Source organism: Bittarella massiliensis (ex Durand et al. 2017), from assembly GCF_001486165.1.
In the GTDB taxonomy this organism is placed as follows: domain Bacteria; phylum Bacillota; class Clostridia; order Oscillospirales; family Ruminococcaceae; genus Bittarella; species Bittarella massiliensis.
The window spans coordinates 64,028-80,661 of the sequence record NZ_LN908976.1 but is presented as its reverse complement, the minus strand read 5'-3'; the positions used below and the strand labels follow the sequence as shown (position 1 = coordinate 80,661).

At 65.5% G+C, this 16,634-nt stretch carries 15 protein-coding genes, 1 riboswitch and 1 other annotated feature; of the genes, 5 read left to right on the top strand and 10 right to left on the bottom strand.

Going from position 1 to position 16,634, the window contains the following annotated elements; translation table 11 throughout:
• Positions 1-24: 24 nt before the first annotated feature.
• From BN3266_RS03895 to BN3266_RS03885, 3 genes are all read right to left on the bottom strand, one after another.
• Positions 25-2,016, bottom strand: coding sequence for a fructose-bisphosphatase class III (locus tag BN3266_RS03895; protein WP_059003956.1), 1,992 nt, complete (start codon positions 2,014-2,016; stop codon positions 25-27).
• A gap of 14 nt (positions 2,017-2,030) precedes the next feature.
• The gene (locus BN3266_RS03890; protein WP_075109673.1) at positions 2,031-2,834 is read right to left on the bottom strand and encodes an alpha/beta hydrolase; all 804 of its coding nucleotides are present in this window, start codon (positions 2,832-2,834) and stop codon (positions 2,031-2,033) included.
• Positions 2,835-2,921: 87 nt separating this feature from the next.
• Positions 2,922-3,215: a hypothetical protein gene (locus BN3266_RS03885; protein ID WP_021660709.1), complete on the bottom strand. Its 294-nt coding sequence runs from the start codon at positions 3,213-3,215 to the stop codon at positions 2,922-2,924.
• 287 nt (positions 3,216-3,502) lie between these two features.
• Here BN3266_RS03885 and BN3266_RS14030 point away from each other — a divergent pair, with 287 nt between their 5' ends.
• Both BN3266_RS14030 and BN3266_RS03880 read left to right on the top strand, forming a co-directional pair.
• Positions 3,503-3,661 (top strand): hypothetical protein, encoded by a 159-nt coding sequence (locus BN3266_RS14030; protein ID WP_186336292.1) that lies wholly within the window; start codon positions 3,503-3,505, stop codon positions 3,659-3,661.
• Positions 3,662-3,696: 35 nt separating this feature from the next.
• Positions 3,697-4,218 (top strand): hypothetical protein, encoded by a 522-nt coding sequence (locus tag BN3266_RS03880; protein ID WP_059003954.1) that lies wholly within the window; start codon positions 3,697-3,699, stop codon positions 4,216-4,218.
• Between the two features lie 294 nt (positions 4,219-4,512).
• Here BN3266_RS03880 and BN3266_RS03875 read toward each other — a convergent pair whose 3' ends face one another.
• The 6 genes from BN3266_RS03875 to pheS form a co-directional block, all read right to left on the bottom strand.
• Positions 4,513-4,992: a methylated-DNA--[protein]-cysteine S-methyltransferase gene (locus tag BN3266_RS03875; RefSeq protein WP_059003951.1), complete on the bottom strand. Its 480-nt coding sequence runs from the start codon at positions 4,990-4,992 to the stop codon at positions 4,513-4,515.
• Entirely contained in the window at positions 4,989-5,552 is a 564-nt protein-coding gene (locus BN3266_RS13735; RefSeq protein ID WP_075109691.1) for a bifunctional transcriptional activator/DNA repair enzyme AdaA, read from the bottom strand. The genes BN3266_RS03875 and BN3266_RS13735 overlap by 4 nt, the downstream gene beginning before the upstream one ends.
• 130 nt (positions 5,553-5,682) lie before the next feature.
• Complete coding sequence (locus BN3266_RS03865) at positions 5,683-8,631, bottom strand: leucine-rich repeat protein (RefSeq protein ID WP_059003946.1); 2,949 nt, start codon at positions 8,629-8,631, stop codon at positions 5,683-5,685.
• A gap of 46 nt (positions 8,632-8,677) precedes the next feature.
• A riboswitch (cyclic di-GMP riboswitch) is annotated at positions 8,678-8,761 on the bottom strand.
• Positions 8,762-8,921: 160 nt separating this feature from the next.
• Entirely contained in the window at positions 8,922-9,167 is a 246-nt protein-coding gene (locus tag BN3266_RS03860; RefSeq protein WP_021660717.1) for an IreB family regulatory phosphoprotein, read from the bottom strand.
• A gap of 76 nt (positions 9,168-9,243) precedes the next feature.
• Positions 9,244-11,619 carry a phenylalanine--tRNA ligase subunit beta gene (gene pheT, locus BN3266_RS03855; protein WP_059003944.1) on the bottom strand — a complete coding sequence of 792 codons (2,376 nt, stop codon included), beginning with the start codon at positions 11,617-11,619 and terminating at the stop codon, positions 9,244-9,246.
• A 781-nt stretch (positions 11,620-12,400) separates the two neighbouring features.
• Positions 12,401-13,414 carry a phenylalanine--tRNA ligase subunit alpha gene (pheS, locus tag BN3266_RS03850; RefSeq protein WP_021660720.1) on the bottom strand — a complete coding sequence of 338 codons (1,014 nt, stop codon included), beginning with the start codon at positions 13,412-13,414 and terminating at the stop codon, positions 12,401-12,403.
• A 103-nt stretch (positions 13,415-13,517) separates the two neighbouring features.
• Positions 13,518-13,754, bottom strand: a binding site (T-box leader).
• 199 nt (positions 13,755-13,953) lie between these two features.
• Between pheS and acpS the strand changes: the two genes are divergently transcribed.
• The 3 genes from acpS to BN3266_RS03835 all read left to right on the top strand — a co-directional run bounded on the left by acpS (position 13,954) and on the right by BN3266_RS03835 (position 15,579).
• A complete protein-coding gene (gene acpS / locus BN3266_RS03845) occupies positions 13,954-14,307 on the top strand; it encodes a holo-ACP synthase (RefSeq protein WP_059003941.1) in 354 nt (117 codons plus the stop codon).
• Positions 14,308-14,384: 77 nt separating this feature from the next.
• Positions 14,385-14,927 (top strand): hypothetical protein, encoded by a 543-nt coding sequence (locus BN3266_RS03840; protein ID WP_021660722.1) that lies wholly within the window; start codon positions 14,385-14,387, stop codon positions 14,925-14,927.
• A gap of 283 nt (positions 14,928-15,210) precedes the next feature.
• Positions 15,211-15,579 (top strand): type II toxin-antitoxin system PemK/MazF family toxin, encoded by a 369-nt coding sequence (locus tag BN3266_RS03835; protein WP_021660723.1) that lies wholly within the window; start codon positions 15,211-15,213, stop codon positions 15,577-15,579.
• 93 nt (positions 15,580-15,672) lie between these two features.
• Here BN3266_RS03835 and BN3266_RS03830 read toward each other — a convergent pair whose 3' ends face one another.
• Entirely contained in the window at positions 15,673-16,626 is a 954-nt protein-coding gene (locus BN3266_RS03830) for a nucleoside hydrolase (protein WP_059003939.1), read from the bottom strand.
• Positions 16,627-16,634: the final 8 nt, after the last annotated feature.

Below are 16,634 nucleotides of genomic sequence, written 5' to 3'. Positions count from 1 at the left end.
CACCGGCAGTCCCGACTGCGGATTTCAGTGGGAGTGGTCCTGTTTGATGAGCCCCATCCGGTAGGCGGCCAGCAGCTTGCGCAGGCCGTCGATGTTCTCGCGGATCTCCTGCCCCACGTCGGTCTCCCCCACCTGGATGCGGTGCTCGGTGGCCTGGGTGAGGACGGTGGTGGAGAGGATGTCCCGGTCCTGGCGGATGGCCTCCTTCACCCCCTCAAAGGGGCTGTGGGAGACGATGCGCAGCCCGTAGGAGTTGTAGATGAGGGTGTATCCGGCGATGCCGGTCTTGGGCTGGTAGGCCTGGCAGAAGCCGCCGTCGATGACGATGAGCTTCCCCCCGGCCTTGACCGGGTTCTCCCCGTCCTTGGTCCGCACCGGCACGTGGCCGTTGACGATGTGGCTGCCCGGCCCCCCCAGGCCGAACTCCCGCAGGATCTTCTCGCAGATGTCCGGCCGCTCGTAGAGGAGGTAGTAGGGGTTCTTGGGCTCCTCCCAGGTGCGCGCGTCGTCGCAGAGCAGCCGCTCGAAGGTGGCGATGCGCTCCCGCCCGAAGAGGGGGGAGTTCTTGCCGCACCACAGGTACCAGAGATAGTCCTTCCCCTGCTGGCGCTGGGGGGAGTGGGGCTGGGCGTAGTAGCCCTGGCGGGCCAACCCCTCGGCGTAGTCGAGAAAGGCCCGGCCCGCCAGCTCCTCCCCCTCGCAGGAGAAGGGGAGGAAGCTGCCGTCCGGCCGCAGGGGGACGCAGCCGTGGAGGAGCAGGTTGTCGTTGAAGCACTTGTAGAGCCCACCCTTGGCGTAGAGGAACCGGACGTGCCGCTGCAACTTCTCGCTCTGCAAAAAGGAGAATTTCAGCTGTTCCATCACCCGGGCCTCCTCCTCGCTCAGGGCGTAGGGGTCGGCGGGGTCGACGGTGGGGAAGTCGGTGTCCTTGAGGGGGACGTCCCGCCCGTCCAGGCGGACGGTGCCCCGCTCCCGGTCGATCTTGTGCAGCAGCATCCGCTCCCCCATCAAAAAGCCGGGGTTGCGCAGGATGATCTGCCCCTCCAGCTTGAACTGGATGACGGCGATGGCCTTGTGCATGCAGGCCACCCGGTGGATGTCCTTGGGGCTGTAGCCGCGGGTGGCCTCCCCCTTGGGGAGGAAGGCGGCCATGTCCCGGCCGCCGTAGGTCTCGGCGGCGAAGAGGGCCAGGGGCCGCAGGCTGATGCCGTAGCCGTTCTCCACCACCGCCAGGTTGTTGTAGGTGATGGAGTTGTTGAGGACGTTGGCGATGCAGGTGCGGCTGCCGGCGGCGGCCCCCATCCAGAGGACGTCGTGGTTGCCCCACTGGATGTCCACGCAGTGGTGGGCCATCAGCGAGTCCATGACGATGTCGGCCCGGGGGCCCCGGTCGTAGATGTCCCCCACGATGTGTAGTCGGTCGACGATCAGCCGCTTGATGGTGCCGCAGAGGGCGGCGATGAAGGCGTCCCCCCGCTCGATCTCAATGATGGTGGCGATGATGTTTTCGTAGTAGCGGCCCTTGTTGCGCTCGTCGTAGGTGGTGTGCAGCAGCTCGTCGATGATGTACTCAAAGTCGGGCGGCAGGGCCTTGCGCACCTTGGAGCGAGTGTACTTGGAGGCCACCAGCCGGCAGACCTCCACCAGCCGCCCCAGGGTGAGGCGGTACCACTCGCCCAACTCCTCCTGCGGGGTCTCCTCTTTGACCTCTTTGAGCTTTTGTTCCGGGTAGTAGATGAGGGTGGCCAGGGCCGCCCGCTGGGCCTGGGAGAGGGTGTTCTGGTAGAGCAGGTCCACCTTTTCGCGGATGGCGCCGGAGGCGTTGCCCATGATGTGCAAAAAGGCCTCGTACTCCCCGTGCAGGTCGCTCATAAAGTGCTCGGTCCCCTTGGGCAGGTTGAGGATGGCCTGCAGGTTGATGATCTCGGTAGAGGCCGACTGGATGGTGGGGTACTGGCGGGCCAGCACCTTTAAAAAGCGCAGGTCGTCCAGCACCTGGCGGCGGGTGATGTTCACAGCGCGGCCCCCCTTTACAGCCGGGGGAGGGGCAGCCAGGCCAGCACCTTTTGGATGAACTCGTCCCAGAAGGCCCAGTCGTGGACGCCGGGCCCCTCCTCCTCGGTCACGTCAAAGCCCAGGGCCCCCAGAAAGTCGGCAAAGGCGGGGGTGTAGGGGTAGAGAAAGTCCTCGGTCCCGCAGCAGAGGTAGGCGGCGGGCAAGGGGGCGTCGCTCTCGGCCAGCCCCTGGGCCAGGGCGTAGAGGTCGTGCTCGCTCCCCGCCACCTGGTCCAGTTCGCCAAAGGCGGCGGCGATTTTGACAAAGGCGGGGTCGTCCTTCCACTGGCCGGCCAGGGCCGCCGCGTCCAGCGCCCCCGAGAGGCTGGCGAAGGCGGCGTAGCGCTCGGGCAGGGTGAGGGCCAGCTTGGCCGCGCCGTACCCGCCCATGGAGAGCCCGGCAATGAAGTTCTGCTCCCGCCGGGGGGAGAGGCCGAAGGAGGCGCGGCAGAAGCGAGGCACCTCCTCGGCGATGTAGGTGAAGTAGGGTCCGGCGGGGGAGAGGTCGCTGTAAAAGCTGTTCTGGGCCGAGGGCATGACGAGGGCCACCCCCGCCTCGGCGGCATAGCGCTCAACGCTGGACTCGCGCAGCCAACTGGTGCAGTCCCCCGAGAGACCGTGCAGCAGGGTCAACACCGGCAGCCTGTCCTGCACCGGGGCGTAGAGCTGGTCGATGGGGGTCTCCTTGCAGACGTAGTCGGGGGGCGAGGGGAGGCAGACGGTCAGCTCGGTGGGGGTCTGCAACACCTTGGAGAAAAAATGACAGTGAAACAGGGACATATGGAACACTCCTTCCCATTTGGTCGGGGGAACAGTTGCACAAAAGGCAGAGGACGATGATGTCCCCTGCCTTTTTGCAAACTCGATCTACTTTTCTTCTGCGTTCGCGCGCTCCAGCCAGATATTGGCGATTTCCAGCGCCCCCCACAGCCCCTTCTTCTCGCTGCTCTTGATGATGCGCTCGATGGGGGAGAGGTTGGTGTCGGTGAGCATGAGGGAGAGCCGAACCTTGTCGGCCATCTCCTCGCCCTGGTAGGTCTGCTTGCTCAAAATCTGCATATACACGATGTATTTATCGTCCATGCTGCCGAAATACAGCTCGTCGCCGCAGCGGGCGAGGGGTTTCCCCTGGTATTTCAGCGCCGTTTGCACCTGTGCCATCCCGGTGACCTCCTTTATTTGTTCTTCACTAGAGATAGGCAACGCGGAGAGCCCTCCCCGCGTTGCCGCACAACTCCCTATTGGGTACTTTTTATCAGTATACCATCGCCCTGCGGGTTTGTAAAGGGAAGGGGCTGTCGGTTCCTGTCGCGGGCAGGTGCCTCAACAGCGAAGTTCTGTCGCTCCCGCCAAATTGCCTTGAAAAAAACAGGTCTGTCAGGTATCATGAAAAAAGGTTCCTTTTAGGCAGAGAGGGCGCACGGGAACAGTGGGAGGGGGAGACGGGTATGAAGGGATTTTATTGGGTCCTGCTCATCGTGGCGGTCTGCTTTTGTGTGGCCGGGCTGATGGGGCATCCCGCGGCATGGGGCGCCGCGGCCCTGTGCTTTTTTGCGGCCGTCATGGTGATCGTCGGACAGCAGAAAAAGCACGGCGATGGGAAATAGCCAGCCCCCAGTCGGCATTTGTCGAGGAGAAATAGATGAAGAAAACATTGGCCTTTATACTGTCATGCGTGATGATGTTCCATTTTACAGGGTGTCAAAACGGCAATAAAGGGGATATGGGCAACGGCAGCAGCCCAGGGAAAAACAGCAGCAGCGGGTCAACTGAAATCACTTGGGATGAGATTTCAGCAGACGGCGTAGACGAAGAAAAGCTGATGGAGGCCGTAGACACAGCAGTCTTGGAACGGGTGGCTGCTCTGTTGCAGGAGTTGACCGGCGAAATAGAGAAAAGGGAAAGAGAAGACCCGGAATTTGCTTTTGGCGCCGGTTGGTACACCTACACGTTGGAGAGCGAGCAATTTCAAGAAGTCTTAGAGATGGGGAACGCAGCGGCAAAACCGCTGTATCTGATCCTGTACAAGAGCCCGCATCAAGGCCTGTATGAGTATATCTGCTGCATGGCGTTGGAGAGGATCACCCAGGTAGAAATAGAGGATTGGAAGAACGCAAAGGATTTCATAGAGCAGTTCAGCAGCAGGATTCTGGAGGAGAGATAGCGCAGGAGGGGCCTGTAAAAATGACGCTTTTGTTGGGCCGAATGGCCCACCGCCCAATAAGCCGGTCTCCATCCCCCATTGCCACCGGGCATTTCCAGCACATAAGGACAGACAGCAAAAAAGCGGGCGCGACCTGAAAGGTCGCGCCCGTCTCTTTATTTGTCCGGCCATTTTGGGGAAGGACCGCCCCTCCCGCGCAATGGCAACGCGTTTCCACAACAGGGGAGGGCTTGCCGGGCAGGGCGAGGGGGGAGGGCAAGGGCGCAAGGGAGGGCGAGGCCAAGGGCAGGCGGTTCAGCCCTTTTGCGGGCGGTTTTGCCGCTCCAAGTCCAGCAGCAGCCGCTTTCTGTCCAGCCCGCCGCCGTAGCCGGTGAGGGTCCCCCCCGCGCCGATGACCCGGTGACAGGGGATGACGATGGGGATGGGGTTGCGGTGGTTGGCCGCCCCCACCGCTCGGCTGGCCTTGGGCCGACCCACCCATCCGGCGATCTCCCCGTAGCTGCGGGTCTCGCCGTAGGGGATCTCCTCCAGCGCCCGCCAGACCGCCTGCTGAAAGGGGGTCCCGGCCGGGGCCAGGGGGAGGGAGAACTGCCGCAGCTCGCCTGCGAAATAGCGTTCCAACTGCGCCCAGGCCTCCTCCAGCAGGAGGCTTTCCCCTTCGCGGTAGCCCCCGGGGGGCTGCTGCCCCGCAAAGAGGATCAGGGTGATGGCGCCGTCCTCCTCCCCCACCCCCAGGGGGCCGATGGGGCTCTCTCTCCAACAGATGGTCTTCATAGACACCTCTCCTTTGACAACGCCTTTCGGCGGTACTGCCCCGGCGACAGGCCGACCTGCCGCCGGAAGGCGGCGTAAAAGGCCGACAGGCTGGCAAAGCCCACCGCCTGGGAAATCTGTAAAACGGGCGCGTCCCCCTCTTTCAGGGCCCGGCAGGCCGCCTCTACCCGGCGGCGGGTCAGAAAGGCGGCGGGGGTCTCGCCCCACTGGCGGCGAAAGAGGGCCCGCAGGTGGTCGCCGTTTACCCCCAGGGCCCCCGGCAGCGCGCGCAGCGCGTCGGGCCGGGAGAGGTGCTCCTCCAGCCACCCGGCGGCAGCCCGCGCCAACTCCTCCTCCGGCCGGTAGGCGGCCAGGTCGGGGCGGCAGCGCTTGCAGGGGCGGAATCCGGCCTCCTCAGCGGCCCGGGCGCTGGGAAAGTAGCGGATGTTCTGCCGGTCGGGCAGGCGGGAGCGGCAGGAGGGGCGGCAGTAGATGCCGGTGGTTTTCACCCCGTAGAAAAAGCGCCCGTCCCAGGCGGGGTCGCAGTCCCGCACCGCCCGCCATCTCTCCTCGTCGTCCATCTGCCGCACCCCTCTCTGCCTCTCAGTGTACCATGTTCCGGCCCAAAAATCTTCCTGTTTGGCGGGAAGAAATTCGGCGGGGCAGAAAAAATGGCGGGGCCGCAAAAGGGCCCCGTCATCGGGTGCAGGTTTACTGCCGCTTTCGGGCCCGGGAGAGGGCGACCGCCCCCGCGGCGAGGAGGGCCAGCGCCCCCGCAGCCAGGGGGAGACCGACGTCGCCGGTCTCAGTCGGCAGCCCCTCGTCAGGGGTGGGAGCGGGCGAGGGGGCGGGGCGCACTTCTCCATCCGGTGTCCCCTCCAGGGGGATCCACCGGGGGTACAGGGTGAGCTCCCCCTCCACCCGGTCGGCGGCAAAGTCCCAGGGGAGGGTGCAGCCCTCGTCCTGGTACCAGCCGCCAAAGCGGTACCCCTCCCTTGTCGGGTCCGCCGGTTGGGGCAGCAGGCCGCCGACAGCGGCCTCGATGTCCGCCAGCCCGGTCCCGGCAAAGTGGACGGTGCAGCGCTTGGGGGCGACCGCCTCGTCCCGGTAGATCAGGGTGTAGGTGGAAAAGCGGTCGGTCAGCACGGTGACAGTGGCGGCGCTGCCATCCACATCCTCCAAGATCTCGGCCGACCAACTGCCATCGGGGGCCTGGTGGGTGCGCAGAACGGCGTGTGTCCGGGCGATGCCGTCGGGCGCTTGCAGGGCGGGGGGAAGGGTGAAGGTGAGGGAGATGGGCGCGGCGAGCCGCTCGACCGGCACCACCTCGGTGTCTTCCCCCCGGGTGATGATTTTTTGCAGGGTGAGGCTGTGCTGGTCGGCCAGGACGTACCCCTGGGCGGCGGTCTCGATGGCCGCTTGCTCCCGGCCGTCGGGGGCGGCGCTGCCGCGCTGCAGGGAGAGGCGGTAGTGGCTGATTTCCCCCGCCTGCAGGGCGGCCGCCTCCTCCTGGCTCATGTTGGAGAGGAGGGCGGCGGGCCGGTTGAGGGTGAGGGCGGGGTGATCCGGCCCCTCCACTGCCACGGTGGAGAGCTGGGCCAGGGCGGCGTTGAGGGCGTCCTGCGCCCCGGCGGAGAGCGCGGTGCCACCCTTTTTCAGGGCCTCGGTGTGCACCTTGGCGGCGAGGACGGCCTCCTCTGCCGCGGCCTGCTCTTCGGGGGCGAGATCGCCGTCCAGCGGGGGCAGGGTGCCGATCATCTCCTCGGCCTCCTCCGCCCGCAGGGGGGCGAAAGTGACTTGCAGGGTGTGGGGCCCGCTGATTTGGGGGAAGGTGTAGCGCCCTGTCGCCGCCACCGGGACGCCGTCTGCCAGAACGGTGTCCACCCGGTAGCCGGGGTCGGGGGTGAGGCGGTAGACCGCGTCCTCCCCCCAGAGACCCTCTCCCTCCCGGCTGACGGCGCCGCCCACCCCCGCCTCGACGGCGATGGCCGGGGCCGGGTGGAGGGTCAGCGCCACCTCGCCGCCGGTGCCCCGGTAATTGCCGCTGTCGGGCTCAAAGGTCCAGCGGTAGTTGGCGGTGCCGGCCACCGGGGTCTGGTCCTCCTCCCAGGCGATGGCGCCGGGAGTGCTCCCCTCGCCCAGAGCCAGGGAGGGAAGACCGGACTCCAGCGGGGCGTCCCCGGCGCAGACGGGCAGCACGGTGGCGTCGGCCGGCTGGATGTCGAGGTAGAAGTAGTGGGTCTGGCTCTTGTAGAAGTTGGTCTTGGTGGCGTAGTCGTAGCCGTAGACGGTCACCTGGTACCAGTCGCCGCCACCGGGGGCGCTGTCGGCCACATCGACGGCGGTCCAGCAGTTGTCGGTGGACCACCTGTCTTTGTCCTTTTGGTAGTTGTGGACCTTGGTCCACATGCAGTAAAAAAAGACCTTGTCGCCCTTGAGGGGGTGGGAGATATCGATTTTCAGCTCGACGGGCTGGCCGTCGTACACCTTGGAGACCCGGCTGTCGCTGGGGGTCAGCACCGGGTCAGCGTAGCCGCGAACGGGGTAGAGGGTGGCGCCGCTCACCGCGCTGGCGAGGGAGACGGTGCTCCCCCCCTCGGCAAAACTCCACCGGGTCAGGTAGCCGCTGCTGCCGTCGTCCGCCGGCAGGGCAAAGCCGCTGTCCGTCGCCCAGTGGCCGTCTGCGTCCTTGACCAGGTTGAGGGGGCGGCCGAAGAGCCGCTCAAGGGCGGGGGCCGAGCCGTCGGCATAGGAGACGTTTATCGGGTAGCCCAGCAGCTTTTTGGCGTCGGCATAGGTGAGGGACTTGGCGTAAGCGGCGTAGTTTTCCTCGGTGCAGAGGAGGGCGGTCAGCCGGGCACAGTTGCGAAAGGCGGTGCCGCCGTTTTCCAGAACGACTGTGGGGTCTGTGGGGAGGACGGCGGTGGAAACGTTGGTCCCGTAAAAGGCCTGGGAGCCCAGGAAGGTCAGCTCCTCGGGCAGGGTCAGGGTGCCGGTGAGGGCGCTGCAGGACTGAAAGGCCTGGGCGCCGATCTTCTTGAGGGACTTCGGGAGGGCCAGTTCCCCCGACAGACCGGTGCAGCCCGAAAAGGCCGCGTTTTCAATGGTGGTCAGCCCGGCGGGAAAGCGCACCCCCGTGAGACCGGTGTTGTACTTGAAGGCCCCCTGCCCCAGGGTGGTGAGGGCGGCGGGCAGGTCGAGGGAGCCGGTGAACCGGCAGCCCATAAAGGCCTGTTTGCCGATGGTCTCCAGCGAGGCGGGGAGGGCCAGCGGGCCGGTGAGCTCGCTGTGGCTGTCAAAGGCCATCTCCCCGATCTGGACCAGGTGGGTCGCCTGGGAGAGGTCCAGCGAGGTGAACCGGCAGTCCTTGTACGAGGGGTGGGTGTTGTTGTAAAAGGCCAGATCGCCGATGGCGGTCACCGGCTTTCCGCCGATGGTTTCGGGGATGACGATGGCGATGTCCCCCCTCTGCACCTCGGTGAGGGAGGCGAGGTAGCCGTCGTCAAAGCCGGTGACGGCGACCCCGTCCCCCGCCTCCGCCCAGGTGAAGACCGCCCCGGTGTAGGGGGCCTCCTCCGCCCAGGTGGAAAGGGACAGGACAGCCAGCGCCACCAGCAGGACAAGGGCGACCGCCCCCCGTCGCCTCTTTGCAAATCTCACGATAAAACCCCCTCTTTTTGCCAAGCGTCCTCGCGGCAGGGCCGAATGCGGCAACCGGCTGTCATCCCTGTGCGAAAGAAGACCCTGTGGCTTTGCGTCCCTGCGTTTTGCAGGTTTGCCTGTTTGGTTCACTTTATGAAGTGTAAAATTATGACCCCTTTATGATACACCTTTGTCAGGGCTTTGACAAGGAAAACAAAAAAGGGGCGCGAACTCCCGAGGGGGGAGTCCGCGTCCCTTTACCGCCGCCCCCGGCGGGGGCGACAGACGGATGTTGGATGGCAGAGCGCCTATTCGCCCAGGTAGGATTTGACCAGGGTGCGCAGCAGCTCGTCGCGGTCCAGCTTGCGCACCAGACTGCGGGCGTTGTCGTAGGTGGTGATGTAGGTGGGGTCCTCGGACAGGATGTACCCCACGATCTGGTTGATGGGGTTGTAGCCCTTGTGTTTCAGGGCGTCGTAGACCTGGGTGAGGATGCGGCGGGTCTCGTCCTCCTTGTCCTCATAAATCGAAAAGGTCATGGTTTTGTCCTGCATAGCGATCACCTCTCTTTGTAGGATACACTATCCTGCCCCAAGAATCAAGAAAAATGCCGTCCACTTCTGGAAAATATTAGCTGCGCAGGGTGATGCCCAGGGGCTCCAGCGCCCCCAGCACCCGCTCCACGGCCGCGTCGGCGTGCTCGTCCTTGAGGGTCTCGCTGTCCGAGCGGAAGATCAGCTTGTAGGCGACGCTCTTTTTCCCCTCGCCGATCTGCTTGCCGCGGTAGATGTCGAAGAACTCCACCCCTTCCAGCAGGCTGCCGGCGCTCTCGGCGATGGCGCGGGAGATGTCGCCCACCAGCACCGACTCGTCGCAGACCAGGGCCAGATCGCGGGTGGTGGCGGGGAACTTGGGCAGCGGCCGGTAGCTGATCTCCCTGCGGGCGTTTTTCAGCAGCCCCGCCAGGGGGATGCGGGCCAGATAGACCTTTTGCTTGATGCCGTAGTTCTGGGCCACGTGGGGGTGGACCTCCCCCAGGGTGCCCGCCTCTTCCCCGCCCAGCAGCAGTTTGGCGCAGCGGCCGGGGTGGAAGGTGGGGTCGCCCTTTTCGGGCAGGAAGGAGGCGTCTTTCACCCCTGTGGCCTCCAGCAGGTTCTCCACGACCCCCTTGAGGCAGTAGAAGTCGCTCTCCCCGCCGTACATCCCGATGAGGACGGCCTCGCTCTCGTCGGGCAGGTCGTCGGGGCCGCCCTGTTTGCGGTATTCGGTGGCGATCTCATACATCTGGCAGCAGAGGTTGCGGTTGGCGTAGTTGCGGGCCAGCACCTCCAACATGGAGGGGATGGCGGTGGTGCGCATGACGCTGGTGTCCTCGCCCAGGGGGTTGCGGATGGTGACGCTGTCGCGCAGGGGGCTCTCGGCGGGCAGGTCGATCTTGTCGTAGTATTTGGGGCTGATGAAGGTGTAGGTGATGATCTCGTTGAGCCCCATCCCCACCAGGGCGCCGCCCACGGCGCGCTTGAATTTCTGCTCCTCGGTCAGCTCGGCCTCGTCGGCGGTCTTGGCCAGGGTGGCGGGGATCTTGTCGTAGCCGTAGATGCGGGCGATCTCCTCGGCCACGTCGGCCTTGTGCTCCACGTCGGCGCGGAAGGTGGGCACCACCACGTCGCCGCCGTCGATGCCGAAGCCCAGGCGGGTCAGGTATTCCTCCATCTCGCTGCGGGGGATGTCGATGCCCAGAAAGCGGTTCATGTAGCCCTCGTCCAGGGCGATCTTCCAGGGTTTCAGCGGGTTTTTGTAGCAGTCGATCACCCCGCCGACCACCTCGCCGCAGCCCAGCTCTTCCACCAGCTGGCAGGCGCGCATCAGGGCACTCATGCAGGCGTTGGGGTCGAGCCCCTTCTCGTAGCGGGCCGAGCTCTCGCTGCGCAGCCCCAGCTTCTTGCTGGTGCGGCGGACCGAGGGCCCCGAGAAGCAGGCGGCCTCGAAGATGACGGTGTTGGTCTCGTCGCTGATGCCCGACTGCTCGCCGCCCATGATGCCGGCGACCACCGAGGGGCCGGCCTCGTCGGCGATGACCAGCATTTCGGGGGTGAGGGTGCGGTCCACGTCGTCCAGGGTGACCAGGTGTTCGCCCTCTCTGGCGGTGCGGACGATGATGTGGTGCCCGGCGACCCGCTCGTAGTCAAAGGCGTGCATGGGGTTGCCGTACTCCAGCATCACGTAGTTGGTGATGTCGACGATGTTGGAGATGGGGCGCACCCCGCAGACCCGCAGCCGGTCGCGCATCCACTTGGGGGAGGGGCCGATCTTGACGTTTTTGATCACCCGGGCGGCGTAGCGCAGGCAGAGGTCGCTCTCCACGTCCACCTTCAGGTAGTCGGCGATGTCGCCGCTCTCGCGCTCCACGGTGGGCTCGGGCAGGCGCAGGGGTTGGTCCAGGGTGGCGGCGGTCTCCCGCGCCAGGCCGATCATCGAGAGGCAGTCGGGCCGGTTGGAGGTGATCTCGAACTCCACCGACAGGTCGTCCAGCTCCAGCGCCTTCACAATGTCCTGGCCGACGGCGGCGTCGGGCTCCAGCACCATGATGCCGTCCTCGCGCTGGTCCGGGCAGTCGTGGACGGTGAGACCCAGTTCGGCAAAGGAGCACATCATCCCGTCGGAGATCTCGCCCCGCAGCTCGCCCCGCTGGATGTGCACCCCGCCGGGCAGATCGCTGTCGTGCAGGGCCACCGGCACCTTGTCGCCGGGTTTCAGGTTGGCCGCCCCAGTGCAGATCTGCAGGGGCTCACCCCGGCCCACCTCCACCTGACAGACCACCAGTTTGTCGGCGCGCGGGTGGGGGGCGATGGAGACCACCTGTCCCACCACCACGTTTTTGATTTCGTCGGCCAGACTGGACCAGCCCTCGACCTTGGAGCCCGAGAGGCTCATGGCCTCGGCGTAGGCGCGGGGGGCGAGGTCGCAGGGGGTGTAGTCCTGCAGCCATTTATAAGAAAGGTTCATACTCGATTCCTCCATCTGTTTGTGTAAGAAAATGGGGTGTTGCCGCCCCTTTTGCGCGGGGCGGAGAGACCGCCCGGCGGCTTCCCGCCGCCACCAATTTACCAGCGGCGCGGCTGCTGTCCTTGAGGTATCGGGGCGTACCGGTCAACCCCTCGGCACTTGTATCCGGCTTTCTCGCAGCCATGCCGCTGTATCTGGTGTGCTCGGCAGCCAGCCGTTCTCGGGCGCTCCCGCCGTCCACCCGTCTTCCCAGCAGCGTTGCTGTCCCTGGGGCATCGGGGCACCGGCCAGCCCTTCAGCACTTGTGTCCGGCTTTCACGCAGCCCTGCCGCTGTATCTGGTGCGCCCGGGAGCCACCCGTTCTCGACGCTCCCATCGCCCGCCAATTTCCCGGCGGCGCTGCTGTCCCTGGGGTATCGGGGTGTCGGCCGGCCCTTCAGCGCTTGTATCCGGCTTTCTCGGGAGCCCTGCCAGCGCATCTGGTGTGCTCGGCAGCCAGCCATTCTCGGCACTCCCGCCGCCCACCAATTTCCCAGCGTCGCTGCTGTCCCTGGGACATCGGGGTGTCGGCCAGCCCCTCAGCACTTGTATCCGGCTTTCTCGGGAGCCCTACCGGCGCATCCGATGCGCCCGGACAGCCAGCCCCTTTTGCGCGGGGCTGCCGCGCATCTGTTTTTCCGGCAGCTCTGCCGCCGGAAAAACTCCTCTCGCGGCCTTCGCGGCGGAGCGAAGGCCGTGCCGGGGGAGTTTGCGAGGGGGACGGCAGTCCCCTTCGCACCCTTTAGAACTGGTTCAAAAACCGCAGGTCGTTGTCGGAGAACAGCCGCAGGTCGTCGATGTTGTAGCGGCGCATGACGATGCGCTCCAGACCGATGCCGAAGGCGAAGCCGGAGTACTCCTCCGGGTCGATGCCGCAGTTTTCCAGCACCTTGGGGTGCACCATCCCGCAGCCCAGCAGCTCGATCCACCCCTCGCCCTTGCAGAGGCGGCAGCCCTTGCCGTGGCAGGCGAAACACTGGGTGTCCACCTCGGCCGAGGGCTCGGTGAAGGGGAAGTGGTGGGGGCGAAAGCGGGTGACGGTGTCGGGCCCGTAGAGCTTTTTGATGAAGGTGTTGAGGGTGCCCTTCAGGTCGGCCATGGTGATGTTTTTGTCCACCACCAGCCCCTCGATCTGATGAAAGACAGGGGCGTGGGTGGCGTCCACCGCGTCGGAGCGGTAGACCCGCCCGGGAGCGATGATCTTGATGGGGGGCTTTTGCTGCTCCATCACCCGCACCTGCACCGGGGAGGTCTGGGTGCGCAGCAGCACCTTGTCGGTGATGTAGAAGGTGTCCTGGGTGTCCCGGGCCGGGTGGTCGGGGGGGAGGTTGAGGGCCTCGAAGTTGTAGTAGTCGTACTCTACCTCGGGGCCGGTGGCCACCGAGAAGCCCATCCCCAAAAAGATTTCGGTCAGGTCGTCGAGCACCTGGGTCAGGGGGTGTTTTTTGCCCAGTTTGGGCGCCTGCCCGGGGATGGTGACGTCCAGGGACTCGCTCTCCAACTGGCGGGCCAGCTTCTCGGCCTTCAGCTGGGCGGTCTTCTGGGCGATGGCCTCCTCAATGCCGCCGCGCACCCGGTTGGCCAACTGGCCGACCACCGGCCGCTCCTCGGCCGAGAGACCGCCCATCTGCTTCAAGATGGCGGTGAGCTCGCCCTTTTTGCCCAAGTATTTGACCCGCAGCTCGTCAAGCCCCTCCTCGGCGGCGGCGATCTGGGCCAGCGCCTCCTCTTCGATCCTCTTCAGTGCCTCTTTCATCTCTGTACTCCTTTTTTGTGGAGGGGCGTGGGCCCCTCCCGTTTTTTGGCCGCTGCCCCGGCCGGGGAACGGGGGAGAAAACAAAACGGCCTTCGCCCCCTGTTATAGGGACGAAGGCCGTGTCAACAGCTTCCGCGGTACCACCCTGATTTTTGCCAATAGAGCAAACACTCTTTTAACCGTAACGGGGCCTGCCGTCCCCGCCTATTGAGTCAAGCCGTTCAGCGGGGCCGCTCGGAAGGGAACTTCGCCGCCCGCCCGCCCCGGGCCCTTTTCAGCGGCCGGGCCCTCTCTGTGAGGCGGTCTGTGGACGGTTACTTTCCTTCGTCACTGCGTTTACTGCCCCTACTCTACCACATTTTTTGGGCGGTTTCAACACCCCGTCCGCCGAATTTTTGAAAAGTCGGACAGAATTTGGTATAGTGGGAAAAGACGGCGGCGCGCGGAATGGGCCCTTTGCAGCCCATTTACTGGAAACTCGCCTTTGCCCGGGTCGCCGATACGCTGTTTATACTTTTTATAAAGAAGGGGGACTGGCTGTGCTGCGCTGTGGGGTGGACATCGTCGAGATCGAGCGGGTACGCCGCTGCCTGGAAAATCCGCGCTTTTTGGCGCGCTGTTTCACCGAGAGGGAGCGGGCGCTGTTGGCATCTCGCCGCCACCCGGCCGAGACGGCCGCCGGCATCTGGGCGGCCAAGGAGGCCTTTGTCAAGGCCCTGGGCACCGGCTTTCGCGGGGTCGGCTTTCAGGACATCTCGGTGCTACGGGACCGCCGGGGCAAGCCGGTGCTCTCCCTCTCCCCCCGCGCCCAGGCGCTGGCGGGGGGCGGGGCCATCGACGTGAGCATCAGCCACGACCGGACCCAGGCCGTGGCCTTTGTGGTGATGCTCTAGCCCGCCCCGGCACATGAACGGCCCCCTCTCTGCATAGAAGTAGAGGGAACCAGTTTGTGGGAAAGGCGGGAGAGGCGATGACGCGGACAAAGAGAGGGTGGGCCGCCGCCCTGGCGCTACTGTGCTGTCTGGGCGGGCTGGCCGGCTGCAAGAAGGACGGGGGAGCGGGGGTGAAAAACCCCACCACCGCCTTTGAGGGGGCCTTTACCTGCGATGTGACGGTGGAGAGCGAGGGCTTTTCCTGCGCCCTCGACCTGGAAAAGACGGCGGAGGGCACCTACCAGTTCACAGTGCAGAGCCCAGAGACCCTCAAGGGGTTGGGCTGCATCATCACCATCGCCGACCTCTCCTTCACCTACGGGGGGCTGCGCATCAACCCCGGCGGGGCGCCGATGCGGGGGACGGCGGTGGCCAACGTCATCAAGACTCTGTTCAAGGCCCAAAACTGCAAGGTCACCGAGAAAAAGGGCCGCATCACCGTGCGGGGGGAGGATGCAAACGGCCCCTACACCCTCACCTTTGACGGGGAGACCCTCGCCCCCCTGGAGATGACCTACGGCGGCGAGGGGGAGCGGGCCAAAACCCGCATCGCGGTGGAGAACTTCAAGGCCGTCTCGTGAGGGGGGCAGTCCCTCTGTCCGGGCCGCCGGTCCGGTTCGCGGCCATTTTTTAGACGCAAAAAGGCGGGGAAAAGCCGGTCGGCCGGCTGCTCCCCGCCTCTTTTTGCGCCCTCCCTTCAGGGGCGGGCGGCAGAGCGGTCCGGCGGCCACACCAAAGCCACTTCCAAAAAATAGAATGGGGTACACCTCCCGTGTTTAAGGGGAGCCGCAGCGGGCCAAACTATGGGTGCAGGCAGCAGCCGCGGACCGCGGCGGGCGACTTTCGCAATTTTCTTTTGGGAGTGTGACAGACGTGAATACCGTCAAGCGCGGGGAGATCTACTACGCCGACTTGAGCCCGGTGGTGGGCTCGGAACAGGGGGGCGTCCGCCCGGTGCTCATCGTCCAAAACGACGTGGGCAACCGCCACAGCCCCACCGTCATCGCCGCAGCCATCACCAGTCAAAAAGACAAAAACCACCTGCCCACCCACATCTCGGTGACCGGGGGGACCTGTGGTCTGGCCAAGAACTCCATCGTCCTGTTGGAGCAGGTCAGGACCCTCGACAAGACCCGCCTCAAGGAGCGGATGGGGCAGCTGGATACGGGCGCTATGGATCAAATCGACCACGCCTTGAGCGTCAGCTTTGGTTTGGGGAACCCCCATACATAAAGCGGCCTGGGGGCGTGTGACACCGCAAAAAGAGGGGCGGCCGGGAGTATTCCCGGCCGCCCTGTGGCGTCTTATTGGAGAAGGGAAAGGGGGTTAGAGGAGCCCCATGAGGTACTCTTTAAAGCCCGCCCCGTCCATCTCGGTGACCACCGTGGAGTTGGGGCGGTGCTTTTCGAGTCCGAAGGCGTCGGTGACAAAGCGGCGCTCGATCGGCTCGAAGAGGGTGGCCCCCCGGGTGAAGCGGCCCTTGCAGTCCACCTGGGTGTAGCTGGGGAAGCTGGTCTTGATGAGTTCGGGCCGCAGTAGCGCCGCCATGGCGGCGGCGCCGGGCAGAGTGAAGCGGCCCTCGCCCTGCCGTTTGCGCGCCAGGTCGATGGCGGTGCGGTTGCAGTCGACACAGAAGGCGCCGGCTTCGCTGCGGGCGCGAAAGCGGGCGATGTCGTCCTCGTCAAAGCGCATGTCGCCCCAACAGGCCTCCAGGGTGACCAGGGTGAAGGGGATGCCGGAGGAGAAGACCACGCCGGCGGCCTTGGGGTCGCACATGATGTTGAACTCCGCCCAGACGGTGTGGGGGTTGTTGTAGGGGTGCGCGCCCCCCATGATGGTGATGTGGGGCGCCTTTTTCACGGTCTCCGGCTCCTGGAGGATGGCCAGGGCCAGGTTGGTCAGGGGGCCGATGGCCACCAGCTCGATGTCGCCCGCCCCCTCCCGCAGGAGGCGGAGGATGGCGTCCACGGCGGACCCCGGCGCGGGGCTGTCGGCGGGTCGGCGCAGGGTGCCCAGGTCGCCCATCCCGTCCTGTCCGTGCACCTGGTCGGCGTTTTCATATTCCCCCTGCAGGGGGCGCCCCGCCCCCTCGTAGACCGGCGGGCGGTAGGTGCCGGCGTAGTCGATGGCCTGCAGGCAGTTGTAGGTGGCCCGTTCCACCTCGACGTTGCCCGAGACGGTGGTGCAGGCCAGCACCTGGACCCCCGGGTCCCGCAGGGCCATGACGATGGCCACCGCGTCGTCCGACCCAGTGTCGGTGTCGAGAATGATTTTTTTCACAGCTCTCT